The organism is Demequina zhanjiangensis (assembly GCF_030418315.1).
GTDB lineage: Bacteria > Actinomycetota > Actinomycetes > Actinomycetales > Demequinaceae > Demequina > Demequina zhanjiangensis.
This window is the reverse complement of sequence record NZ_JAUHPV010000002.1, coordinates 65622-91123: the sequence shown is the minus strand read 5'-3', so window position 1 is coordinate 91123 and position 25502 is coordinate 65622. Positions and strand designations below refer to the sequence as shown.

Here is a 25502-nt window from a genome sequence, read left to right as displayed (position 1 = left end):
TGCCCGGGGCTTCTGGAGAGTCTGAGGCGGAGTGCGTCAGCCCGCGACGGACTGGAGCATCTCCAGCGTGTCGGCGTACTCCTCGAGCGTGCCGTCGAGCACCGGGACGTCCACGTCCTGCATGCCGGAGCGCGGCGTCTCGACCGAGACCGACGCGATGAGACCGGGGGCCGCGGTGCTGGTGCCCACGACGGCGGTCTCGTCCTCGTCGAGGCCGAGCGCGACGACGCCGCCTGCCGGCACCGTGAAGCTCGTGTCCTCGCCGCCGAGTCCGACGGTCACGGAGACGGGCTCGTCGCCCGAGTTGTCGAAGGAGCCGATCAGCGCGGCGGGTGCGCCCTCGTCCGTGGAGATCACCAGCAGGTTGAGGCCGGTGACGTCCTCGAGCTCCAGTCGGACACCGTCGGAGGCGGAGTACTGCTGGGACGTGGTGATGGACGCAGCGAAGGAGCAGCTGGCGAGGGACAGGGCGACGATCGCGGCCGCGGCGATGCGGGCGGTGACTTGCAGCTTCACGTAGGGGACCTTTCCAGGGAGACGTGCAGGACCAGGATAGTGGGTACGCGGGGCGTCGCTCACGGCGTGTCGTTTCGGCGGGTCCCAGAGTGTACCTGTTATTGCACGGGGCGCGAATGATAGACTGGGGCTCCGCGACGAAGGGGCTATCTCCACAATGAACTTTGCAGTCGGCGAGACCGTCGTCTACCCGCACCACGGTGCGGCCACCATTCAGGACATCTTCAAGAGGACCATCAAGGGCGAGGAGAAGACGTACCTGGAGCTCCGTGTCGCACAGGGCGACCTGACCATCAAGGTCCCCGCGGAGAACGTCGACCTGGTCGGCGTCCGCGACGTCGTCGACGAGGCTGGCCTCGAGAAGGTGTTCGGCGTCCTGCGTGAGCCGTACGTCGAGGAGCCCACCAACTGGTCGCGCCGCTTCAAGGCGAACGGTGAGAAGCTCGCCTCCGGCGATGTGATCCGCGTGGCCGAGGTCGTCCGCGACCTGAGCCGTCGTGACACCGACAAGGGCCTGTCCGCGGGCGAGAAGCGCATGCTTCACAAGGCGCGCCAGATCCTCGTCTCCGAACTCGCGCTCGCTGAGAAGTGCGACGAGGAGTCGGCGGAGGCCCGTCTGGACGAGGTCCTCGCCTCGTGACCGTCGCGGCCGTCGTGACGGCCGCTGGCTCAGGGACCCGGCTGGGTCTCGATGTTCCCAAGGCGCTCGCGCCCGTCGGCGGCATTCCGCTGGTGGCGTGGGCCGCGTCGTCCCTTGCCGCCGTGTGCGAGCAGGTCGTGGTCACCGCACCCGCCGAGCACCTCGACGCCTTTCGTGACGCCGTCGCACATGTGGCGGCCGACGTGGTGGTCGTCGCAGGCGGTGAGACCCGGCAGCGGTCGGTGGCGCTCGGCCTCGCCGCGGTGAGGCCTGACGCCGATGAGATCCTCGTGCACGATGCCGCCCGTGCCTTCATGCCGGTGGCGGTGTCGGGTCGCGCGCTCGCGGCCCTGGAGGACGCGGACGGCGTGATCCCCGTCCTTCCTGTCGTGGACACGATCGTGACGACCTCCGACGGCGCCCTCGGCTACCTTGACCGAGCCTCTCTCGGCGCAGTCCAGACCCCTCAGGCCTTCCGGGCCACCGAGCTCCGTGATGCGCATGCACGCGCTGAGGCTGACGGCTTCGAGGGCACCGACGACGGCTCGCTCCTCGTGCGCTACGGCTACCGCGTGGTGACCTGCGACGGCGACGTCGAGGGCCGCAAGGTCACTTATCCCGAAGACCTTGATCACTTCGAGCAGAGGATCGCGACGCCATGATCCGTACCGGAATCGGCACTGACACGCACGCGTACGGCGACGGCACGGGCCTCGCGCTCGCGGGGCTGAGCTGGCCCGACGAGCGCGCGCTGTCTGGTCACAGCGACGGTGACGTGGCCGCACACGCGATCTGCGATGCGCTGCTCTCCGCGTCGGGGCTGGGCGACCTGGGCTCCAACTTCGGCGTGGACCGGCCCGAGTGGAAGGGCGCCTCTGGCGCTGCGCTGCTTGCGGAGACCGCGCGCCGCGTCCGCGAGGCCGGCTTCCAGATCGGCAACGCGGCGGTGCAGGTCATCGGCAACCGTCCCAAGATCGGCCCGCGCAGGGCCGACGCGGAGGCTGCGATGTCGGACGCGATCGGCGCTCCCGTGACCGTCTCGGCGACCACGACGGACGGCCTCGGCCTCACCGGGCGCGGCGAGGGCGTCGCGGCGATCGCCACCGCTCTGGTCGTCGCACCGGACGCCTGACGGCCCTCATCTCCTCGGCGCCGTCCTGCGCAGACGCAGCCCTGCATCACGCCCGGTAGCCTTGAGGGCGTGACTCTGCACCTGTTCGACACCGCCACCCGCGTGGAGCGTCCCTTCACGCCCCTGACTCCCGGCAAGGTCGGCATCTATCTGTGTGGCCCCACGGTGCAGTCGAGCCCCCACATCGGTCACCTGCGATCCGCGGTCGCGTTCGACGTGCTGCAGCGGTGGCTGCAACGGTCCGGCCTGGACGTGACGATGGTGCGGAACATCACCGACATCGACGACAAGACCCTCACCAAGGCCGCGGACGCGGGAGTCGAGTGGTGGGCGTGGGCGCTGCGCTACGAGCGCGAGTTCCAGGCCGCGTACGCCGCCGTCGGCGTCCTGCCGCCCGATGCGGAGCCGCGCGCGACCGGCCACATGCCTGAGATCCTCGCGCTCACTGCGCGGCTGCTCGAGCTGGGTCACGCCTACGAGCACGATGGCTCCGTCTACTTCGACGTGCAGTCGTTCCCCGAGTACGGGTCGCTGACGCGGCAGTCGCTCGAGGACCTCGAGCCTGCGCCTGACGCCCCCGCGGATGTGAAGCGCGATCCCCGCGACTTCGCGCTGTGGAAGGCGTCGAAGGCCGACGAGCCTGAGACCGCGCGCTGGGACTCCCCGTGGGGTCCCGGTCGGCCGGGCTGGCACATCGAGTGCTCGGCGATGGCGCGCCGCTATCTGGGCGACGCCTTCGACATCCACGGCGGCGGTCTCGACCTGCGCTTCCCGCATCATGAGAACGAGCAGGCGCAGTCGCGCGCCGCCGGGTACGGCTTCGCGCAGACGTGGCTCCACTCCGCCTGGGTCACCCAGTCCGGGGCGAAGATGTCCAAATCGCTCGGCAACGGGCTGCTGGTGCAGGAGGTGCTCGCGCACCACTCTGCGGCGGCGCTCCGCCTCGCGCTCGCGCAGGTCCACTACAGGTCGATGCTCGAGTACTCCGATCAGACCATGGACGACGCCGAGGCGACGTGGGCGCGACTGTCAGGCTTCGTGACCCGCGCCTCCGAGCGCGTCGGCGCTCCCACGGCGGAGCAGGTCGCGTCCGCGGACCTGCCCGAGCCGTTCGTCACCGCGATGGATGACGACCTCGCGGTGCCGCGAGCCATGGCGCACATCCACGAGACCGTGCGCGGCGGAAACGCGGCGTTGACCGCAGGGGACGACGACGCGCTTCGCTCCGCGCTGCTGTCCGTGCGCGCGATGCTCGACGTCCTCGGGCTGGACCCCGCGTCGTCCCAGTGGGCCGACGCCTCCCGGACGTCCGAGCCGGCGCTCAAGGCGCTCGAGGTGCTCGTCGGAGCTGACATCGAGAAGCGCGCCGAGGCGCGCGCTGAGAAGGACTGGGCCGCCGCGGACGAGATCCGCGATCGGCTCCAGGCCGCAGGAATCGTCATCGAGGACGCCGCCGACGGCGCCCGCTGGGCGCTGGCCGAGGAGGGCTGACATGGCAGGGAACTCACAGCGTCGAGGCGCGACCCGCAACCCGGGCTCCAAGAAGGGTGCCTCGGTCGGCACAGGCGGGCACGGGCGCAAGGCGCTCGAGGGCAAGGGCCCCACGCCCAAGGCCGAGGACCGTCCGTACCACAAGGCGCACAAGGCGAAGCAGCGCGCGGAGCGTGAGGCTGCCAAGCGGCCGGCGCCGCGCGGCAAGCAGACGCCGCGGAACCGGACCTCGGGCTCCGACGAGCTCGCGATCGGCCGCAACAGCGTCCTCGAGGCGCTGCGCATGGGCATCCCCGCGAACGTGCTCCACGTGTTCAACCGGATCGAGGCGGACGACAGGGTCACCGAGATCGTCGGCCTCGCGGTCGAGGCGGGCATCGAGGTGCGCGAGGTCACCAAGGCGGCGCTCGACGGCCTCGCAGGCGGCAGTCCTCACCAGGGCGTCGCGCTCGAGGTGCCGCCGTACGAGTACGCGGACCCGCGCGACCTGCTCGAGGCGACCGCGCCAGTGCGCATCGTCGTCCTGGACCACATCCAGGATCCCCGCAATCTTGGCGCGATCCTCAGGTCGGCCGGTGCCTTCGGTGCCTCAGGCGTCGTCATCCCGGAGCGTCGCGCGGCAGGCGTGACGGTGGCCGCGTGGAAGGTGTCCGCTGGTGCGGCGGCGCGCGTGCCCGTCGCACGCGCGACGAACATCGCCCGGACCCTCGAGGACTACAAGAAGGCCGGCGTCTTCGCCATCGGTCTGGACGCCGGGGGAGAGGTCGACCTTCACGAGTCGAACCTGCTCGACGGGCCTCTCGCGATCGTCGTCGGGTCGGAGGGCGACGGGCTGTCGCGGCTCGTGTCCGAGACCTGCGACCAGATCGTCTCGATCCCGATCGCGGCGACCACGGAGAGCCTCAACGCGTCCGTCGCCACGTCGATCGCTCTGTACGAGGCCAAGCGCGCGGTGTCCTGACCCGCCATCCAGAGAGCGGAACTGAGGGGAGACCCGTATGACGTCGTCGTCTGCGTGGACCATCCATCCTGCGCTGACGATCGAGGTCGTCGCGTCGCGCCGTCGCTATCATCGCTACTTCGAGAACGAGTACGCGCGCATGGCGACGGGGGAGCGACCGGACGCTGCGCGCATCACAGCAGCGATCGTCCAGGAGCTGCCGGACGAGGAACCCGGTGACGTCCGCCGAAGTCTGCGGTTCAAGAAGATCTTCACGTACGACTACGTGGTCCGAGGGCTCGAGACGGATCACGTGCGGATCTACTTCAGGGATCAGCCCCTGGCTCGCGTCTACACCAATGTGGTCACCCTGTTCCTCCAGGCGCAGGTCATCGAGCCCGTCGCATACCTGAAACTGCTGGAGCGGAACATCCTCTTCATGCACGCGGCAGGGGTCACGAAGGGGCGTGACGCATACCTCTTCCCTGCATTCGGCGGCACCGGGAAGACGACTCTCACGCTTGGTCTCATGGGCGAGGGGATGCGGGTGCTCGGCGACGACCTGCTGCTCGTTGATGCCTCCTCCGGCGAGGTAAGGCGCTACCTGCGACCCTTGCATCTGTTCGCGTACAACATCCGCACCCTGCGAGGCGCTGAGGTGCCATGGCTTGTGCGCGCTCAGGTGCGTACGAAGGACCTCATGCGCGCGGTGCTTGAGCCGCTCACGCGTCAGGAGTTCCTCATCTCGACCCGTGTGCACGCCGAGGAGCTGTATGAGGACTTCAAGAAGGGCAAGCGGAGCACCGTGCGCCGAATCGTCTTCCTGTTGAGGGAGGGAGAGGACCACGCCCTCTCGACGACAGACGACTTGGCCGTGATCGTCGATCGAATCCTCGAGTCGGAGGATCTCAATGACAGCTTGTATGCCAACGTTCTCAACTCGGACCAGGTGGAGGATGTGGTCGCGCTTGAGCGCAACGTCATCGGCCACGTCATCGGTCACGTCGATCATGTGTCCTTCGTGAACACACGCAAGCTCGATTTCGACCAGCTCAGCGGTTTCAAGACGTGGTTGCTCTCTGACATCGGCGACGTGGTTCCGCAGCGGGCGGTGTCCTGATCCGCACGGGCAGGCTTCCCGCCGGCACCGTGCGGCGCCGGTCTGGCGGCGTCAGTCCTCGTCGGGGGAGTCCAGCGTGCCGAGCTCTGCCTCGGCGTCCCGTGCCGCGCGCTCCTCGGCGGTGAGGGGACGCCGGGTCTGCGTGGGGATGCGCGTCGACACCCGCGTGACGGTGGGCTCCGGCTCCTCCTCGGGCTCCGGGACGCCGCCCCACGCGTGCGTGTTGTCGTTCGCGTACGGGTCGCGGACCTCGTAGCGGGTGCCTACCTCCGCGGTGAGCGCCGGCAGCTCGGCCGTCATCTCGGCGAGCGAGCGCCCCAGGACGGCCTGCTCGTCGGCCTTGGTGGGAAGCACGTTCTTGACGTACGACGCGGTCGCGACCGGCATCGGCACGTCCTTCGCGGCGGCCTGCGCCAGGTACCAGCGGTGGTCGAGCACCTCGTGGAACACCTGCGCGGGCTCGAGCTTGCCACGCAGCGCGCGGGGCACGGCGCGGACCGTGGGCTCGAAGATGTGGGTGAGCCATTCGTGGGCGACGAACGTCTCGTCGGCGCTGGCCCCTGCACGGTCCTCGCGCACGACCCGGTACTCGTCGATGTCGTTGAGGAGGCGTCGCGCCTGGTTCTCCTGCACGTCGAGGCCGGTGAGGCGCATGAGGCGACGTGAGTGGTAGCCGGCGTCCACGACCTTGGGCCGCAGGGTGATGGCGGTGCCGTCCTCGGTCTGCTGCATGTCGATCTCGCCGAGGTCGAAGCCCAGGGCGTTGAGCGCGCGGACGCGCTCGGCGACGTGGAACGGCACGTTCGCATCGATGGTCTCGGTGGAGGTGAGGGCAGTCCACAGCTCGCGGTAGCGGGCCTCGAGCCGCGTGCCGATGTCGAACGGGTCGACGCTCTCGTCCAGGTCCTCGGACTCCTGGAGGTCGAGCAGCTCGCCCACGATGTTCGTGGTCGCCGTGTCCAGGTCGTACTCGCGCTGACCGTCGGAGAGCTGCTGGTGCAGGTCGCCCGTCTCGGCGTCCACCAGGTACGCGGAGAACTCTGAGGCGTCGCGGCGGAAGAGAGCGTTCGACAGCGATACGTCGCCCCAGTAGAAGCCGGCCAGGTGGAGGCGGACGACGAGCACGGACAGCGCGTCGATGAGGCGGGTCAGGGTGCCGCGGCGCAGTGCGGTGGAGAAGATCGCACGGTACGGAAGGGAGAACGCGAGGTGCTCGGTCACGAGCGCGGCTGACAGCTCCTCTCCCGCGGACGTCTGCCTGCCGGTGACCACGGCGACGGGCTTCACGCACGGCGCCTCCATGCGCTCGAGCTCGCGCAGCATGTGGAACTCGCGGTGCGCGATCTCAGGGTTCGTCTCCTTGACGGCGAGCACGCCGTCGCCGTGCCGCACGAAGCGGACGACGTGACGGGACAGTCCGCGCGGGAGCGCGGCGATCCTCTCCTCCGGCCATGCGCTCAGAGGAATGTCCCAGGGAAGCTCCATGAGGCCCGCGTCGGCGGCCCCTGTGATCAGCAGCGGCATGCCCTCAGCCTACGCGGCACCAGGGGTGATGAGTCGGGACCTCCGTGGCGGGCTGGGAGGCGTGTCTGCAGCGGCGTCGTCCGCGCTCAAGGGGGCGGATGTCACGGCCTGTGCATGCGAAAGGGGCGGCCCCGGTGACCCGGGACCGCCCCTTCCTTCGAGCGTGCGCGGCGTTTACGCCTTGGGCGTCGCGGCGGTCGACGCAGCAGACGGGCTGATGCGCTGGCCGGACGCGGCCGAGAACACGTGCTGCTCGCCCTCGCGGATCTTCACCCAGATGGACTCGCCCTTCTTGGGCACGTCACGCGGGTCGACGCGGACGATGACCTCGCCCGTGCCGCCGAACTTCGGGTCGGCCAGGGTGGTGGCCGCCTTGGGCAGCTGGCCGTACACGAACGCGTCGGAGCCGAGCTCCTCGACGACGACGACCTCGACGGGCATGGCGCCGTCGGTGTTCGGCGCCACGCGGTCGAGCGACTCGGGACGGAAGCCGAGCACGGCCTCGCCGCTGTCGGCGTCGGTCATGTTCGCGACCGTCTCACGCTGGAGCTGCACCTTGGAGTCGCCGACGATCGCGTAGCCGTTGTCCACGCGGAACGTCGAGATGTTCATGGCCGGCGAGCCGATGAAGCCCGCGACGAACACGTTCGCCGGGGTGTCGTACATCTCGCGCGGGGTGCCGACCTGCTGCAGCACGCCGTCCTTGAGGACCGCGATGCGGTCGCCCATCGTGAGGGCCTCGACCTGGTCGTGGGTCACGTAGACGGTGGTGGTGCCCAGGCGACGCTGGAGCGCGGCGATCTGGGTACGGGTCTGCACACGGAGCTTGGCGTCCAGGTTGGACAGCGGCTCATCCATGAGGAACACCTGGGGCTGACGCACGATGGCGCGGCCCATGGCGACACGCTGACGCTGACCACCCGAGAGGGCCTTCGGCTTGCGGTCCAGGTACTCGGTGAGGTCGAGGATCTTCGCGGCCTCTTCGACACGCTTGCGGATCTCAGCCTTGTCGACCTTCGCGATCTTGAGCGCGAAGCCCATGTTGTCGGCGACGGTCATGTGCGGGTAGAGCGCGTAGGACTGGAACACCATCGCGATGTCGCGGTCCTTGGGCTGCACGTGGGTGACGTCACGGTCTCCGACCCAGATGCTTCCCTTGTCGATGTCCTCCAGGCCCGCGAGCATGCGGAGCGAGGTGGACTTTCCGCATCCCGACGGGCCGACGAGGACGAGGAACTCGCCGTCGGCGATGTCCAGGTCGAGGCTGTCGACCGCGGGGCGCTCGGTCCCCGGGTAGATGCGCGAGGCCTTGTCATAGGTGACAGTTGCCATGGTTCGTGGTCCCTTCACCGGCAGGTACGTGCCGGACGATCCGTAGTGAAGAGTGCCCGTGTGGTGTCCACAGTGACACTTGTCCCGGCACCGTCGCCGAGACGGGCACCATCTTGCCATAGCCCAGTGGGTGTGCCTAGGCAGGACCTTCGTCCCGAATGTCCTGTGGTGGCCGCTGTCCTGGGATGACGTGGCCCGGTACGGTGTGAGCCATGGTGGGACTGGGTCGAGAGGCTGGCGACGAGATCGGCGGCTACGTCGTGCGCAAGCAGCTCGGCAGGGGCGGCTCCGGCGCCGTCTACCTGGTCGAGGACGGCGGCGGCCAGCTCGCCGCGCTCAAGCTCGTCGACGCGGCCTCCGACCCGGTCGCGGGCGAACGGCTCGGACGGGAGGTGCGTGCGCTCCAGTCGCTCCGGCACCCCGCCGTGCCCCGGGTCCTCGACGCCGAGGTCGACGGGGACGAGACGTTCGTCGTATCCGAGTACATCCCGGGACTGTCGCTGTTCGACCACGTGCAGAAGCATGGACCGCTCGCGGGCGCCGACCTGGCCGACCTGGCGGAGCGCATCGCGTCAGCGCTCGAGGCGGCCCACGCGGCCGGCGTCGTGCACCGCGACGTCACCCCGTCGAACGTGATGATGGGACCCGCAGGGCCCGTGCTGATCGACTTCGGCCTCGCCCACCGCGAGGAGGATGCGCGGCTCACAAGGGACGGGCTCGTGAGCGGCACCGCAGGCTACGTGGCGCCCGAGGTGATCGACGGGGCCGAGCCGGGACCCATCGCCGACCGGTGGTCCTGGGCGGCCACCGTCGCCTACGCGATGACCGGCGATGCCCCCTTCGGCTCCGGCACCGGCGCGATCTCCCGCACGCTCGACGCCAAGGTCGACCTCCCTGACGTGCCCGGCGCGCCTGCCTTGAAGGCGGCGCTGAGCCGCGACATCGGGGGCCGCCCCACGCCGGCGGAGGTGGTCGCAGCGCTGCGGGGCGCGACCGAGGTGCTCGGCGCCCGGACCCCGGAGCCGACGCTGGTGGCACCCGTCGCGGGGACCGCGGTGATGCCTCTCAGCCAGCAGGATCAGTGGGAGGGCGACGGCGCCTCCGGCAGCGACGAGAGCGAGTGGCCGGGCGACGAAGGCGACGCGCACGACGAGCACGGCCTCGACGACGAGGCCTTCGACGACGACGAGTACGACGGGCAGGACGAGTACGACGAGGACGACGGACGCCCTGTCGGTCCCTGGGATGCGCTCGACGCGGGCCTGGTGCCCAAGCCCGCCTCCGGCCGACCCCTCATGCTCGGTGCGTGGGCGCTCGCGATCGCCGCAGCGTCGGCCCTCGCGCCGTTCATCGTGTTCCTCGTGCTCGTCGGCGCGGCCATCGTGGCGCGCGGGGTGCACCGCAGGGCGGCGTCCCTCGCCGCCGGGCGTGCTCGTCGGGGCATGCGGAAGGGCGACGCGGTGGTGCAGACGATCGGGATGCCGTGGCATCTGCTCCGAGGGGCCGTCGAGGTGCTTCCCTCGGTCCTCCTCGCGGCGGTGATCGGCTTCGGCATCGGCGCGTTCGTGTGGTGGCTCGTCTCGAGCGCGCTGATCGCGTCCGCGACCCCTGCCGGCCAGGTGTGGGGACATGCGGGAGCCGTCGGTCTCGGGATGCTCGCGGCGGCAGCGACGATGTGGGTGGGGCCCTGGTCCGAGGGCACCCGCGACGGCGCTCGCAGGCTCGCGTACGGGCTCGCTCCGACTCGTGGCCTGGCGGTCGCCTGGGTGGTCGTCGCCGTGGTGCTGCTGGGCGTCGTCACCGTCGCGGTCTACACCCAGGCAGACCCCTGGTGGTGGCCGATGCCGCAGGGTCCGGGGCAGTGACGGTCCCCACAGTTAGTTGTGGGAACAACAATTGATCCTGTCTCGTTGGGTGGACGAAGGTTGCGGGGGGCGTGCCCTCGCGCGCGGTGTACCGTCGTCACGGTTCCCCGCTGAGCGTTCGCGTCTGACGCGACTGTGACACGACCTCCAGGAGGGGTGATGGCATTCAAGGACAGGTTCGACGTCGCCAAGCCATGGATCAGCCTGCTCGTGCGGCTGGGCATGGCGGGCATCCTCATCGCGGCGGCGATACCCAAGCTCACCGACATCGATCAGAGCATCCGCGCCGTCCGCGCCTACCGGCTTCTGCCCGAGGTCGTGGTGCCGCTCGTGGGCACCATGCTTCCGGTGATCGAGCTCCTGCTCGCGCTCCTGCTGCTCCTTGGCCTGTTCACCCGGCTCGCCGCCGTCGCGTGGCTGGCCATGATGGCCGCATTCGTCTTCGGCGTCGCATGGGCGTGGGCGAACGGCTATCAGATCGACTGCGGCTGCTTCGGCGGCGGCGGCGACCTCGAAGCAGGTGAGACTGCGAACTACTGGGGCCACATGGCCGAACGGGCAGGCTTCATCGCGCTCGGCACCTGGCTCCTGCTCTTCCCCAAGACCCCGTTCTCGCTCGACCGCTGGATGGCGAACGAGCCCGAACCGGCTGACGCCTAGACTGACCCGGACAGACGAGAGGACACTCCCCCACCATGGCATCAAGCGACAAGGCCGCGCAGGCGCGCGCCAAGGCCAAGGCGAACGTCAAGGCGCAGGAGCGCCGCACCACTCTGATCATCGTGACCGGCATCGTCGTCGCGATCGCGGTCTTCGGTGGTCTCGTGGCATTCATCCTGAGCCAGAACAGCTCCCTCGACGAGATCGGCTCGGGAGCCGAGGGCTCGCCGGCGAACTCGCTCCCCAGCGGAGGCATCCCGGTCGGCTCGTCCGGCGTGGCCGGTGAGATCGACGACAACGACCCCGTGGTCGTCGATCTGTACTTCGACTTCATGTGCCCGTACTGCAACTTCTTCGAGCAGATCAATGCCGCCGACATGGACGAGCTGCGCGAGGCGGGCGACATCCAGGTGAACTACCACCCGATCGCGATCCTCGACGCCTACTCGAACGGCACCAACTACTCGACCCGGTCGGCCAACGCCGCCGCCGTGATCGCCGACCAGGCGCCCGAGTACTTCGTCCCGTTCGTCTCGGCGATGTTCGCCAACCAGCCCGAGGAGGGCTCGGACGGCCTGAGCGATGACGAGATCGCGCAGATCGCGGTGAACGTCGGTGTCCCGAGCGACGTCGCCGACACCTTCTCGAACTACGAGTTCCGTGCATGGGTCGCAGCCGCGACGGACCAGTCGTCGATCGACGGCGTGTCCGGCACGCCCACCATGGCCGTGGGCGGCGAGATCGTGAACCAGGAGGACGTCTCCTACTTCGGCGAGGGCACTGTCCGCGCCTACCTTGAGGAGCTCGCCGCGCAGTAGCGACGACTCCATGCGTCGAAGGCGCCGTGCCCGTCCGGGTGCGGCGCCTTCGTGCATCCATGGCGCTCACAGGGCACGCCCGTCGCCCGCTATCCTGGAGCGTCCCTTGAGGACACGCTGGCATGGCGCAATTGGTAGCGCACCCGACTTGTAATCGGGCGGTTGCGGGTTCGAGTCCCGCTGCCAGCTCCATCGAGGCTCTGCCCTGTCACATCCCTCTCACCAGGCACTCGGTGCACTTCTATGTCACATTGGAGTGGCGGGGGGACATAGGGGACGCCTTCGCGCCCCGGTTGGGCAGGGCTGTGAATGAGGACACACCTTTCTTTCCAGGGCCTCGACGGTGAGGCCGCAGACAGGTCCCTCCGAGTGCGCGGTACAGGCACCCGGAGGGCATCGTCGTGGACGGGGCTCGATCACGGCATCTGGCGGGCGCTGACCTTCGCTGTCGTCCTCTCTCTCGCGCTCGTCGGCGTGACGGCGGTGCGGTCGGCCGAGGCCGCTCCCATCCCCACCGCGGCCACAGGCACCACGCTCGAACCGGGCGCGTACATCATCGACATGGGTGTGAACCCGCAGACCTACGAGAACGCGCTTCAGGCGTACGGTCTCGTCTACGCGCTGATGATCGAGCACCTGATCCCGGTGGAATGGATCATCGACCCGGACAAGACGACCGATGGCTCCCAGGCGTCCACCGACGTCGACCTGGAGTACGACGGGCGCGAGTTCACGAGCGGCCCCTTCGTCATCCGCGCCGAGTATGCGGCTGAGGCGAAGGCGGTGCTGGACCAGTGGGGCGGTCCCGACGGCACCGTGCTGGACGGCGGCGGCTACTTCAACGCGGGGGACGACGGCGTGGTCATCGTCGGCCCCACGACCACCGCGATCACGGCGCCGGTCTACACGACCCTCACCAACTGGCCGAACGCCGTGCTCGACAACCAGAACGGCAGCATCGGGCAGGCGTACTACGAGGCGGCGTTCATCCCGGAGACCACGATCTCCGCGGCGACGGGCGACGAGAAGATCGCGTACATCTTCAAGGACCCGGTGGACCTCACCACCTGCGATGACCTCTTCGTGCTTCCGCACGCGGACCCCAGCTGGGAGGACCACGGAAGCCTCGTGCCGTGGAATGCCGAGGGCGGCTACATCTGGGCGGGCTGCCACGCGGTGTCGGTGCTGGAGAACGTCTCCGATCCTGACGACGTGGATCCCGATCCCGAGCTCAACTTCCTCACCACGGAAGGGCTCATCGACTTCGGCGACCACGACGACGGCACCCCGCCCTACACCTACACTGCGAACGGGTCCGACCCGATCATGCAGTTCGTCGGTTCCATCGACGACGCGCAGACCAACGGGTCGGAGCAGATCTACCTCCCTTCCGGCGACTCGTCGTGGAACCCTGGCGCCAAGGTGCTCGCCTGGGACCCGGACCACCCCGACCTCGACGTCTCTCCCGGAGAGGCGGCCACCCTGGTCTACGGTCGCGCGTACGACGACCCGAGCAACGGGCTCGTGATGTACGAATCCGGGCACGACCTCGACACGGGTGACGAGGCGGCGGTCGCAGCGATCCGCGCCTTCCTCAACTTCAACCTGCTGTCCGGCATCGAGCGCGGCCTCGAGGTGTCGGTGGACGCGCCGGCCACGATCGTCGCGGAGGAGACCGTGACGGTGAGCGCCACCATCACGGGTGGCTCTCCCGGCTACGAGTACGAGTGGGTGTCGACGTGCGGTGGCACCTTCGACCCGGTGGAGGGCACCACGGACGACGGCGTCGTGTCCGCCCAGTTCACCGCGCCCCCGGGCGCGCAGGACTGTCAGGTCAAGATCTCCGTGAGCGATCTGTGCGGGCGCGGCGGCTTCGACACGACTCCGACGGTCGTGGTGGAGCGAGCCGATCTCTCCCTCACGAAGGACGACGGCCTGGTGAGCATCACGCCCGGCGGGGAGCTGACCTACACCCTGACCGTGACGAACAACGGTCCGAACGACGCGACGGACGTGACCGTGGTGGACGACTGGCCCAGCGCGCAGCTGATCTATGTCCGCTCGACGCCGTCGCAAGGAACCTGCGGCTACGGCGGGTCGCAGGTCGAGTGCGATCTGGGCGACCTCGCGGTGGACGAGTCGGCGACGATCGAGATCACCGGCCGCGTCAGAGCCGACGCCACGGGCGTCATCGAGAACACCGCGACCGTCGATGCGCCGCAGCTCGACCTCGTCCCGGGAAACAACACCGACACCGACGAGACCGTCGTGAGCGGTCTTCGCCTCGAGAAGTCGGCGGATCCGACGCAGATCGACGTGATCGGCAACGGCGGCGACCCTGTGGACGTCACGTTCACCTTCGTGGTGTCGAACGTGGGGCCGGGCGAGTTGAGCAATGTCACGATCACAGACCCGGATGTTCCGGAGTGCGAGCCCGTCTATCAGAGCGGTGACACGAACGGGGACGGCATCCTCCAGGTGGGAGAGGAATGGATCTTCACCTGCGTCGCGCCCGTCGGAGAGGACCTGGTCAACACCGCGACGGCGTCTGCGGAGACGGAGGAAGGCGATCCCGTCACGGCGGAGGACTCGGCCGAGGTCGACGCGATCGCACCGGGGATCACGGTCGACAAGAGTCCGGATGGACAGACGGTCACGGACGGCGGGGACGTGGTGTTCGACATCACGGTCACCAACACGGGTGACGTCGACCTTGAGGACGTCACCGTCACCGACCCCGAGGCGCCCTCCTGCGACCGCACGCTCGGTGCGCTCGCGGTCGGCGAGTCGATCACCTACTCGTGCGCGCTCTCGCCCGCGCCCGCAGCCCCCTCCTCCGGGGTGAACACGATCGAGGTCACAGGCACCCTTCCAGACGGAAGCGGGAACGTGACCGATGATGACGACGCCTCCTTCGACGTGGTCGCAGGCGACCTGGAGATCACGAAGGTGCCCGTGGACTGCGCCACGGACGAGCCGCTCGACGGTCCCACCTACTATCCAGGCGACGAGGTCTGCTACCTCATCACGGTCACCAACACGGGGGACACCACCCAGACCGACGTGGTGCTGACGGACGACCTGCCGACGGGCGTCGATCACGTGGAGACGATCGTGACCGCGCCGGTCACGCTCATCGACGACGGGTTCGACCGCGATGTCAACGATGACAACACCTACGACGCGGGCTGGACGGAGTACAACGACAACGACCAGGCCAAGGACGGCGACGTCAGGATCGAGTCCAGCGCTGACTGCCCTGGCGGCGACGGTCAGTGCCTGCGGATCACCGATGGGGACAAGGGCCTGCAATGGCAGACCGACCTGTCGGGTGTCTCGAGCGTGGACGTCTCGTACGAGTACACGATCACCCGGAACAACGAGGCCGGCCGCTTCTTCGTCGGCTGCTGGGATGGCGGCGGCTGGCAGCAGCTCGACGCGATCGACTACGCGGACGACTCGGTGCTCGCGACCCCGGACGGGCCTTTCTCGGTGGATCTCACCGGGGTTGCGATCCCGCCGGCGTGCCAGATCAGCGGTGGCGCGCTCGGGATCGTCGCGGATGTGGAGGTCACGACGGCGCCGCAGGTGAACACGAACAACGAGGTGCTGTTCGATGAGATCGTCATCAGCGCCGGAGCCGGTGGGATCTCGGACGACTTCGAGAACTACAAGTCGAAGGCGTACTTCTCGACCGGCCTCGCGCCGGGCTGGGGCGAGTACCGGGACAACGACCCGGCGGACCGCACCGCGGGCGATGTCGCCTCGGAGAGCCAGACGACCCCTGGCGACGACTGCAGCGTCACCGGCGACTGCGCGGTGAAGATCAACAAGAAGGACAAGGGTCTCGTCTGGCCTGCGGACTACTCGAGCTACGGCCAGTGCACCGTCGCGTTCGACTACCGCATCACGCAGATCAGGGACGGCGACGGGGTCATCAGCATCGGGGGCGACAACGACGACGACGCGTGGATCCAGGCCGACTCGATCCTCATGGATGCGGTGGGCGACTGGACGTCGTTCAGCACCACCATCAGCGCCGCCGACACGCCTGGCCTGTTCGGCCCCACGAGCCGTATCGGAGTCGCCACGGGCGCGGACAACGATGACAACGACCACTTCTCCGTGGACAACCTGGCGATCGCCTGCATGGACACGTTCACGACGACGAGCCATCCGACGATCGTCGATGAGGCCGACGGGATCGACCTCGCCCCGGGCGACGACCTGACCGCGAAGGTGACGGGCACCGTGAACGCGGACGGCTCGCCCTTCCCCCGCGAGCTCGTGAACGTGGCCGAGGTCACGAGCGATCAGGAGCCCGACCCGGGCCAGGCGACGGCAGAGATCGAGCGGGTGATGCCCGAGATCGGCCTCGACAAGTCGGTCGCCCCGGAGTTCACCGAGCCGGGAAGCGACGTCACGTACACCTTCGAGGTGACGAACGAAGGAAACGATCCCCTGGAGAACGTCGAGATCTCCGACCCCGACGTGCCGGAGTGCGTCCCCACGCTCGACTCCGGGGATGCCAACGGCGACGGCGTCCTGGACCTCGACGAGACGTGGATCTACACGTGCACCGTGACGGTCGACGAGACGTTCACCAACACCGCGACGGCGACGGGTGATCCGGTCACGCCAGGCTCCGGCGAGGACGAGGCCGTCACTGACGAGGACGAGGCGACGGTCGAGGTCATCGACTCCGGGATCGCGATCGAGAAGACCGCCGACCCGCTGATCGTGAGGCCCGGAGGCGCCGTCACCTACACCTACGAGGTGACGCTCGCCGAGGGCACCGTCGAGTCGCTGAACGCGGTCTCGGTGACCGACGACAGGTGTGCTCCGGTGGAGGGGCCGACGGCCGGTGACACCAACGGTGACAGCGTGCTCGACGACGGGGAGACCTGGATCTTCACCTGCACGACGACGCTTGATGAGACGACGACGAACATCGCGGAGGCTTCGGGAACGGACCGGCTCGGCAACCTCGTGACGGACGACGCCGAGGCGACGGTGGACGTCATCGACCCGGCGATCGCGGTGGACAAGACCGCTGACCCGACGGTCGTCAGTCCCGGAGACGAGGTCACGTACTCGTTCGAGGTGACGAACCCCGGCAACGACCCGCTGAGCGACGTGACGATCATCGACAACAAGTGCTCGCCTCTGGTGCCCGCCTCTGGAGAGCCCAACCCCGGTGACACGAACGGCGACGGGCTGCTGGATCCGGGCGAGACGTGGACCTACACGTGCACCACGGTGGTTGAGGACGACGTGACGAACGAGGTGGTCGTGGGTGGCCGCGACTCCCTGGGGAGGCCGTGGCTCGACTGGGACATCGCGGTCGTGGACGTGATCGCGCCGAGCCTCGACGTGAGCAAGACGGCGGACCAGGAGCTGGTCTTCCCCGGTGAGTCGGTCACCTACACGATCGTGGTGTTCAACGATGGTGACGCGGACTTCACGACGGTGGACGTCGTGGATGACACGTGCTCGCCTTTGGTGGGGCCATCGGGTGACGGGGGTGAGCTTGGCGTGCTCGAGCCGGGCGAGGCCTGGGAGTACACCTGCACGACCACGCTCGACGAGACGACGACCAACACCGTCACGGTCGACGCCACGGGGCCGGACGGCAACGCCGAGGGCACGGACAGCGACCGCGTGAGGGTCCACGATCCGCTTCTCGACATCACCAAGGAGGCGTCGGAGCTGCTGGTGGATGCGGGCACTCCCGTCACCTACACGTACACGATCACGAACGTGAGCGTGTGCGACGAAGGTGACGTGGTCTGCGAGCTGGACAACGAGATCATCGACCCCGTCGTGACGGATGACATGTGCTCCCCGGTGGACTACGTGTCGGGCGACATCGAAGGTGACGGCCGGCTGAGCATCGGCGAGACCTGGACGTACGAGTGCACTGCGGTGATCACCGAGACCACGACGAACGTGGCGTCGGTGACGGGCAGCGACCCCGACGGCAACCTGATCCCGCGCGAGCCGCCGACGGCGGAGGTGACGGTCGAGGTGACCGTGCCCGATCTCTCGCTCGTGAAGGACGTGCCCGTGCTGACGGACGACGCGGACGGTTCCGGTGACATCTCCGAGGGCGACACGCTGACCTACACGATCACGGCGACGAACACCGGCAACGCCACCCTCACGGACGTGGTGGTGATCGACACCATGCTCGTACCCGGTTCGGCGACGTGTCCTGTCCTCGAGCCGGGGGAGACCTGCGTGCTCGAGGGCACCTACCTGGTCACGGCCGAGGATGTGGCGGCGGGCGAGATCGAGAACTCCGCCACGGGCGACTCGGGCGAGACGGAGACCGTCACCACGCCGCCCGTCGTGACACCTCTCCCGACCCCGCGTCTGACGGTGGACAAGGAGCCCCCGGTGCTCACGGAGGACGCGGATGGCTCGGGTGACATCTCCGTCGGTGACACGTTGACGTACACGGTGACGGCGACGAACACGGGTACGGCGAACCTGACGGATGTGACGGTGACCGACCCGCTGCTGACGCCGAGCGAGGTCACCTGCCCGACGCTCGCGCCCGGTGAGGAGTGCGTGCTGGAGGGCACATACGTGGTGACTGAGGCGGCGGGACTTCTCGGATTCATCCTCAACAGCGCTGTGGCCGACTCGGACCAGACCGGATCCACGCGCGACGTGATCGTCACGCCGCTGCCGCGCCCCGCTCTTGAGCTCGCGAAGGACGAGCCTGTGCTCACGGAGGATGCGGACGGCTCGGGCGACATCTCTGAGGGCGACACCCTCACGTACACGGTGACGGCGACGAACACGGGCACGGCGAACCTGACGGATGTGACGGTGAGCGATCCGCTGCTGACGCCCGACTCGATCACGTGTCCATTGCTCGCGCCTGGAGAGACCTGTGTGCTCGAGGGCACCTACGTGGTGATGGCCGATGACGTGGCCGCAGGCAGCATCACCAATACTGCGGAGGGCGGCGGCGACCAGACGGGGACCATCACGACACCGCCCGTCGTCACCCCTGTGCCGCGCCCCGAGCTTGAGGTGGTGAAGACGGGGCCGGTGAACGCCGATGAGGACGGTTCCGGCGATGTCTCCGTGGGCGACACGTTGACGTACACGGTGACGGCGACGAACACGGGCACGGCGAATCTGACCAATGCGACGGTGACCGACCCGCTGCTCACGCCTGACTCGATCACCTGCCCGACGCTCGCGCCAGGTGAGGAGTGCGTGCTGGAAGGCACATATGTGGTGACGGCCGACGATGTGGCCGCGGGCGAGATCAGGAACACCGGCGTCGGCGGCTCCGACCAGACCGACGAGATCGAGTCGATCGTCGTCACCCCGGTTCCCACTCCGCGGCTCGACGTCGAGAAGACCGCGCCCACGCTCGTCGTCGACGCTGACGGCTCGGGTGACATCTCGGTCGGCGACACTCTCTCGTACACGGTGACTGCCACCAACACCGGCAGCGCGAACCTGACGAACGTGGTCGTCACCGACTCGTCGCTGACCCCCGACTCGATCACCTGCCCGACGCTCGCCCCGGGTGACGAGTGCGTGCTGGAAGGCTCCTACGTGGTGACCGAGGCCGCTGTCGCTCTCGGCTTCCTCATCAACCTGGGAACCGCCGACTCCGACCAGACAGGGTCCACCCGCGACCTGATCGTCACCCCGCTGCCGCGCCCCGAGCTTGAGGTGGTGAAGACGGAGCCGGTGAACGCCGATGAGGACGGTTCCGGCGATGTCTCCGTGGGTGACACGTTGACGTACACGGTGACGGCGACGAACACGGGTACGGCGAATCTGACCAATGTGACGGTGACCGACTCGCTGCTGACGCCTGACTCGATCACCTGCCCGACGCTGGCGCCAGGTGAGGAGTGCGTGCTGGAAGGCACATATGTGGTGACGGCCGACGATGTGGCCGCGGGCGAGATCAGGAACACCGGCGTCGGCGACTCCGACCAGACCGACGAGATCGAGTCGATCGTCGTCACACCGGTGCCGATCCCGGGGATGTCTGTGGTGAAGTCCGACCCGGTCAATGCCGATGAGGACGGGTCGGGTGACATCTCCGAGGGCGACACGTTGACGTACACGGTGACGGCGACGAACACCGGCACCTCGACCTTGACGGACGTCGTCGTCTCGGACCCGCTCCTGACTCCCGACACGATCACGTGCCCCCTGCTCGCGCCTGGAGAGACCTGTGCGCTCGAGGGCACGTACGTGGTCACCGCGGACGACGTGGCGGCGGGCGAGATCGAGAACACGGCGACCGGCGATTCCGACCAGACAGACGAGATCGAGTCGATCGTCGTCACGCCGGTCCCGACCCCACGGCTGATCGTTGTCAAGGACGTCCCCGAGCTCACCGACGACGCCGACGGCTCGGGTGACATCTCCGAGGGCGACACGTTGACGTACACGGTGACGGCGACGAACACGGGCACCGCGAACCTGACGAATGTGACGGTCAGCGACCCGCTGCTGACTCCCGACTCGATCACCTGCCCGACGCTGGCGCCAGGCGAGGAGTGCGTGCTGGAAGGCACGTACGTCGTCACTGCCGCCGACGTCGCTTCCGGCAGCATCACCAACACGGCCGAAGGCGGCGGCGACCAGACGGAGACCATCACCACGCCTCCGATCGTCACCCCCGTCGGCACTCCGGACATGGAGGTGGTCAAGACCGGGCCGACGAACGCGGACGAGGACGGGTCGGGCGATGTCTCCGAGGGCGATACGCTCACGTACACGGTCACCGTCACCAACACGGGAGGATCGAACCTCACGAACGTGGTCGTGAGCGACCCGATGCTGACGCCCGCCTCGATCACATGTGATCCGGTCGTGCCGGGTGGAACATGCGTGCTCGAGGGCACGTACGTGGTGACCGCCGACGATGTGGCCGCGGGAAGCATCACCAACACGGGATCGGGCGACTCGGACCAGACCGATCAGATCGACTCGATCGTCGTGACGCCCGTCCCGCTCCCTGACCTCGCCGTCCAGAAGGACGCCCCGGCGTTGACCGAGGATGCGGACGGCTCGGGTGACATCTCCGTGGGCGACACCCTCACGTACACGGTGACGGCGACGAACACGGGGACCGCGAACCTGACGAATGTGACGGTGACCGACCCGCTGCTGACGCCGAGCGAGATCACGTGTCCGACGCTCGCGCCCGGAGAGACCTGTGTGCTCGAGGGCAGCTACGTGGTGACTCAGACGGCGGTCGATCTCGGGTTCGTCCTCAACTCGGGCGTCGCCGATTCCGATCAGACCGGGTCGACTCGAGACATCGTCGTCACGCCGGTTCCTCGACCTCGGCTGGAGATCGTCAAGGACGAGCCGGTGCTGAGCGCGGACGCGGACGGTTCGGGCGACATCTCAGTCGGTGACACGTTGACGTACACGGTGACGGCGACGAACACGGGGACCGCGAACCTGACGAATGTGACGGTGACCGACCCGCTGCTGACGCCGAGCGAGATCACGTGTCCGACGCTCGCGCCCGGAGAGACCTGTGTGCTCGAGGGCAGCTACGTGGTGACCGGGGACGACGTGATGGCGGGCAGCATCACGAACACCGGCGCTGGAGGCGGCGACCAGACGGAGACCATCACGACTCCGCCGGTGGTCACGCCGCTCCCGTCGCCTCAGCTGGAGGTCGTGAAGTCGGATCCGGTGAACGCGGATGAGGACGGCTCGGGTGACATCTCCGTCGGTGACACGTTGACGTACACCGTCACCGCGACGAACACGGGCGAGGCGAACCTCACGAACGTGGTCGTGAGCGATCCGCTCCTGACCCCGGACTCGATCACGTGCCCGACGCTGGCGCCTGGAGAGACCTGTGTGCTCGAGGGGACGTACGTGGTCACCGCGGCCGACGTGGCCGCGGGCGAGATCGACAACACCGCCTTCGGGGGGTCGGATCAGACCGACGAGATCGAGTCGATCGTTGTGACGCCTGTGCCGTACCCGGAGCTGTCGATCGTGAAGGATCCCCCGGCCAACGCCGATGAGGACGGGTCGGGTGACATCTCCGAGGGCGACACCCTCACCTACACGGTCACCGTCACGAACACGGGCACGGCCACCGTGACGAACGTGGTCGTGAGCGATCCGCTGCTGACCCCGGACTCGATCACGTGCCCGACGCTGGCGCCTGGGGAGCAATGCGTGCTGGAAGGCACGTATGTGGTGACGGCCGATGATGTGGCCGCGGGCGAGATCAGGAACACCGGCACCGGTGACGGCGACCAGGTGGGTGTCATCACCACGCCCCCGGTCGTCACGCCCGTGCCTGAGCCCGGGCTCGAGGTCGTCAAGACGGGGCCCGTGAACACGGACGAGGACGGGTCGGGCGACGTCTCCGAGGGTGACACGCTCACGTACACGGTGACGGCCACGAACACGGGCGAGGCGAACCTCACGAACGTGGTCGTGAGCGATCCGCTGCTGACCCCGGACTCGATCACCTGCCCGACGCTGGCGCCTGGAGAGACATGTGTGCTCGAGGGTACGTATGTGGTGACGGCCGATGATGTGGCCGCGGGCGAGATCAGGAACACCGGCACCGGTGGTTCCGACCAGACCGACGAGGTCGAGTCGATCGTCGTCACGCCCGTGCCCGCCCCGCGCCTCGAGGTCGTCAAGACGGGGCCCGTGAACGCGGACGAGGACGGTTCCGGTGACATCTCCGTGGGTGACACGTTGACGTACACGGTGACGGCCACCAACACCGGCACGGCGAGCTTGACGGACGTGGTGGTGTCCGACCCGATGCTGACGCCGGGCTCGGTCACCTGCGCGCTCGTCGCACCGGGCGAGACGTGCGTCCTCCAAGGCACCTACACCGTGACCGCGGACGATGTGGCCACAGGGGAGATCGACAACACCGCGACGGGCGGCTCGGACCAGACCGATGAGATCGAGTCGATCGTCGTGACCCCGCTGCCCTTCCCCGATCTCGCGCTCGTCAAGGACGTGCCGGTGCTCACCGTCGACGCCGACGGTTCGGGGGACATCTCCGAGGGCGACACGTTGACGTACACGGTGACGGCCACCAACACCGGCACGGCGAACCTGACGGACGTCGTCGTGATCGACACGATGCTGACGCCGGGGTCCGAGACCTGCCCGCTCGTCGCGCCGGGCGAGACGTGCGTGCTGGAGGGCACGTACACGGTGACGGCGGAGGATGTCGCCGCAGGCGAGATCGAGAACACGGCGACCGGCTCGACCGACCAGACGGAGACCATCACGACTCCGCCCGTGGTCACGCCCGTGCCGTCGCCCGAGCTGGAGGTCGTGAAGACAGGCCCGGTCAACGCGGATGAGGACGGCTCCGGCGACGTCTCCGAGGGTGACACGCTCACCTACACGGTCACGGCGACGAACACGGGCACGGCGAACCTGACGGACGTGGTCGTGATCGATGCGATGCTCACTCCCGGATCGCAGACATGCCCCCTGCTCGCCCCTGGCGAGACGTGCGTGCTCGAGGGCACGTACACGGTGACGGCGGAGGACGTCGCCGCAGGCGAGATCGAGAACACGGCGACCGGCTCGACCGACCAGACGGAGACCATCACGACTCCGCCCGTGGTCACGCCCGTGCCGTCGCCCGAGCTGGAGGTCGTGAAGTCGGATCCGGTGAACGCTGACGAGGACGGGTCGGGAGACCTCTCGGTCGGGGACACGTTGACGTACACGGTGACGGCGACGAACACGGGCGAGGCGAACCTCACGAACGTGGTGGTGTCGGACCCGCTGCTGAGCCCGGACTCGGTCACGTGCCCGCTTCTCGCACCTGGCGAGACGTGCGTGCTGGAGGGCACCTACGTCGTCACGGCCGACGACGTGGAGACCGGCACCATCGAGAACACTGGCACCGGCGGCTCGGACCAGACCGATGAGATCGAGTCGATCGTCGTGACCCCGCTGCCCGTCCCGGACCTCATGATCGTGAAGGACGAGCCCGTCCTTACCGACGACGCGGACGGTTCCGAGGACATCTCGGAAGGCGACACCCTCACCTACACGGTCACCGCCACCAACAACGGAACCGCGAACCTGACGGATGTGGTCGTGTCGGACCCGCTGCTGACGCCGGACTCGGTCACGTGCCCGCTTCTCGCACCTGGCGAGACCTGCGTGCTGGAGGGCACCTACGTCGTCACGGCCGACGACGTGGAGACCGGCAGCATCACGAACACCGGATCGGGTGGCTCCGACCAGACCGAGACCATCACGACGCCTCCCGTCGTGACCCCGCTCGTCCCTCCCGATCTCACGGTCGTGAAGACGGGGCCTGTGAATGCCGATGAGGACGGCTCGGGCGACGTGTCCGTCGGTGACACCCTCACCTACACGGTGACGGCGACGAACACGGGCGAGGCGAACCTCACGAACGTCGTCGTGTCCGACTCGATGCTCGACCCCGACTCGATCACGTGCGAGTTCATGGAGCCCGGCGACACGTGCGTCCTGGAGGGCACCTACGTGGTGACGGCCGAGGACGTCTCGGCGGGCGAGATCACGAACACGGGCACCGGAGACGGCGACCAGACAGGCGGCGTCGACTCGATCGTCGTCTCGCCCGTGCCCCTGCCGCGCCTCATGGTGGAGAAGGGCGCGCCGCTCCTGCTCGAGGACGCCGACGAGTCCGGAGACATCTCCGCGGGAGACACCCTGTCCTACACCGTGACCGCGACGAACACGGGCACGGCGAACCTCACCGACGTGGTCGTCTCGGACCCGCTGCTGGATCCGGACTCGGTCACGTGCCCGCTGCTCGCGCCAGGCGAGACCTGCGAGCTCACCGGCACCTACATCGTCACGGCCGGGGATGTGGAGGCCGGCAGCGTCGCCAACACCGGGACGGGCGGATCGGACCAGACCGAGGTGACCACCACACCGCCAGTGGTGACCCCGCTCCCCGCGCCCGAGCTGGCGATCGTGAAGGATGAGCCGGTCAACGCCGATGACGATGGATCCGGCGACATCGAGGCAGGCGACACGCTGACCTACACGGTGACCGCCACCAACACGGGCGAGGCGAACCTCACCAACGTGGTCGTGTCCGACCCGATGCTGAGCCCGGACTCCGTCACCTGCGCCTTCCTCGCGCCTGGCGAGACGTGTGTGCTCGAGGGGTCCTACGTGGTCACGGACGCAGACGCCGAGGCCGGGTCGATCCTCAACACCGCCACCGCGGACTCGGACCAGACCGGGTCTGTCACGGATCAGGTCGAAGTGCCTGTCGCCTCCGGTGACGAGCTCGGCACCGGCGGAGGCGGAGGCACGGGGGGTCAGGAGCTCGGCAACACGGGAGCGGACGCAGCAGGGCTGCTCCGCATGGCGCTGATGCTCCTGCTCGCCGGCTCCTTGATGCTGCTGACGCTCGGCCGGATGCGCCGATCGAGCGTGATGCTGCGAGGCTGACGC

13 protein-coding genes and 1 tRNA gene are annotated in these 25502 nt (G+C 68.5%); 11 read left to right on the top strand and 3 right to left on the bottom strand.

What is annotated here, in order from left to right; all coding sequences use genetic code 11:
* Nucleotides 1–36 precede the first annotated feature (36 nt).
* The gene (locus QQX04_RS03055; RefSeq protein WP_301126180.1) at nt 37–516 is read right to left on the bottom strand and encodes a hypothetical protein; all 480 of its coding nucleotides are present in this window, start codon (nt 514–516) and stop codon (nt 37–39) included.
* Nucleotides 517–673: 157 nt separating this feature from the next.
* Between QQX04_RS03055 and QQX04_RS03050 the strand changes: the two genes are divergently transcribed.
* From QQX04_RS03050 to QQX04_RS03025, 6 genes are all read left to right on the top strand, one after another.
* A complete protein-coding gene (locus QQX04_RS03050) occupies nt 674–1156 on the top strand; it encodes a CarD family transcriptional regulator (protein WP_301126178.1) in 483 nt (160 codons plus the stop codon).
* Nucleotides 1153–1818: a 2-C-methyl-D-erythritol 4-phosphate cytidylyltransferase gene (ispD, locus tag QQX04_RS03045; RefSeq protein WP_301126176.1), complete on the top strand. Its 666-nt coding sequence runs from the start codon at nt 1153–1155 to the stop codon at nt 1816–1818. Before QQX04_RS03050 ends, ispD begins: the two co-directional genes overlap by 4 nt.
* A complete protein-coding gene (gene ispF, locus QQX04_RS03040) occupies nt 1815–2288 on the top strand; it encodes a 2-C-methyl-D-erythritol 2,4-cyclodiphosphate synthase (RefSeq protein WP_301126174.1) in 474 nt (157 codons plus the stop codon). The genes ispD and ispF overlap by 4 nt, the downstream gene beginning before the upstream one ends.
* A gap of 69 nt (nt 2289–2357) precedes the next feature.
* Nucleotides 2358–3779 (top strand): cysteine--tRNA ligase, encoded by a 1422-nt coding sequence (gene cysS, locus QQX04_RS03035; RefSeq protein ID WP_301126172.1) that lies wholly within the window; start codon nt 2358–2360, stop codon nt 3777–3779.
* A 1-nt stretch (nt 3780) separates the two neighbouring features.
* Nucleotides 3781–4740 (top strand): 23S rRNA (guanosine(2251)-2'-O)-methyltransferase RlmB, encoded by a 960-nt coding sequence (gene rlmB, locus QQX04_RS03030; RefSeq protein WP_301126171.1) that lies wholly within the window; start codon nt 3781–3783, stop codon nt 4738–4740.
* Between the two features lie 37 nt (nt 4741–4777).
* Complete coding sequence (locus tag QQX04_RS03025) at nt 4778–5839, top strand: hypothetical protein (protein ID WP_301126165.1); 1062 nt, start codon at nt 4778–4780, stop codon at nt 5837–5839.
* A gap of 51 nt (nt 5840–5890) precedes the next feature.
* On the opposite strand, the gene QQX04_RS03020 is transcribed toward QQX04_RS03025, so the two are convergent.
* Both QQX04_RS03020 and QQX04_RS03015 read right to left on the bottom strand, forming a co-directional pair.
* A complete protein-coding gene (locus tag QQX04_RS03020; protein ID WP_367312924.1) occupies nt 5891–7363 on the bottom strand; it encodes a DUF4032 domain-containing protein in 1473 nt (490 codons plus the stop codon).
* Between the two features lie 174 nt (nt 7364–7537).
* Nucleotides 7538–8695, bottom strand: a complete 1158-nt coding sequence (locus tag QQX04_RS03015) for an ABC transporter ATP-binding protein (protein WP_301126164.1) — start codon at nt 8693–8695, stop codon at nt 7538–7540.
* Nucleotides 8696–8907: 212 nt separating this feature from the next.
* Between QQX04_RS03015 and QQX04_RS03010 the strand changes: the two genes are divergently transcribed.
* The 5 genes from QQX04_RS03010 to QQX04_RS02990 all read left to right on the top strand — a co-directional run bounded on the left by QQX04_RS03010 (nt 8908) and on the right by QQX04_RS02990 (nt 25499).
* Complete coding sequence (locus QQX04_RS03010; protein WP_301126162.1) at nt 8908–10560, top strand: protein kinase domain-containing protein; 1653 nt, start codon at nt 8908–8910, stop codon at nt 10558–10560.
* A 159-nt stretch (nt 10561–10719) separates the two neighbouring features.
* Nucleotides 10720–11220 (top strand): MauE/DoxX family redox-associated membrane protein, encoded by a 501-nt coding sequence (locus tag QQX04_RS03005; RefSeq protein ID WP_301126160.1) that lies wholly within the window; start codon nt 10720–10722, stop codon nt 11218–11220.
* 35 nt (nt 11221–11255) lie between these two features.
* Nucleotides 11256–12038, top strand: coding sequence for a DsbA family protein (locus tag QQX04_RS03000; RefSeq protein WP_301126159.1), 783 nt, complete (start codon nt 11256–11258; stop codon nt 12036–12038).
* Nucleotides 12039–12154: 116 nt separating this feature from the next.
* Nucleotides 12155–12230 (top strand) — tRNA-Thr (locus QQX04_RS02995).
* 177 nt (nt 12231–12407) lie between these two features.
* Nucleotides 12408–25499, top strand: a complete 13092-nt coding sequence (locus QQX04_RS02990; RefSeq protein WP_301126157.1) for a CLIPPER-2 domain-containing protein — start codon at nt 12408–12410, stop codon at nt 25497–25499.
* Nucleotides 25500–25502: the final 3 nt, after the last annotated feature.

Bases quoted from the DNA above. Each gene is read 5' to 3' on its own strand.
- QQX04_RS03010 (WP_301126162.1), top strand. From the start codon at position 8,908: ATGGTGGGACTGGGTCGAGAGGCTGGCGACGAGATCGGCGGCTACGTC.
- QQX04_RS03050 (WP_301126178.1), top strand. From the start codon at position 674: ATGAACTTTGCAGTCGGCGAGACCGTCGTCTACCCGCACCACGGTGCG.
- ispF (WP_301126174.1), top strand. From the start codon at position 1,815: ATGATCCGTACCGGAATCGGCACTGACACGCACGCGTACGGCGACGGC.
- QQX04_RS03025 (WP_301126165.1), top strand. From the start codon at position 4,778: ATGACGTCGTCGTCTGCGTGGACCATCCATCCTGCGCTGACGATCGAG.
- rlmB (WP_301126171.1), top strand. From the start codon at position 3,781: ATGGCAGGGAACTCACAGCGTCGAGGCGCGACCCGCAACCCGGGCTCC.
- QQX04_RS03000 (WP_301126159.1), top strand. From the start codon at position 11,256: ATGGCATCAAGCGACAAGGCCGCGCAGGCGCGCGCCAAGGCCAAGGCG.
- QQX04_RS03020 (WP_367312924.1), bottom strand. From the start codon at position 7,363: ATGCCGCTGCTGATCACAGGGGCCGCCGACGCGGGCCTCATGGAGCTT.
- QQX04_RS03005 (WP_301126160.1), top strand. From the start codon at position 10,720: ATGGCATTCAAGGACAGGTTCGACGTCGCCAAGCCATGGATCAGCCTG.
- QQX04_RS03015 (WP_301126164.1), bottom strand. From the start codon at position 8,695: ATGGCAACTGTCACCTATGACAAGGCCTCGCGCATCTACCCGGGGACC.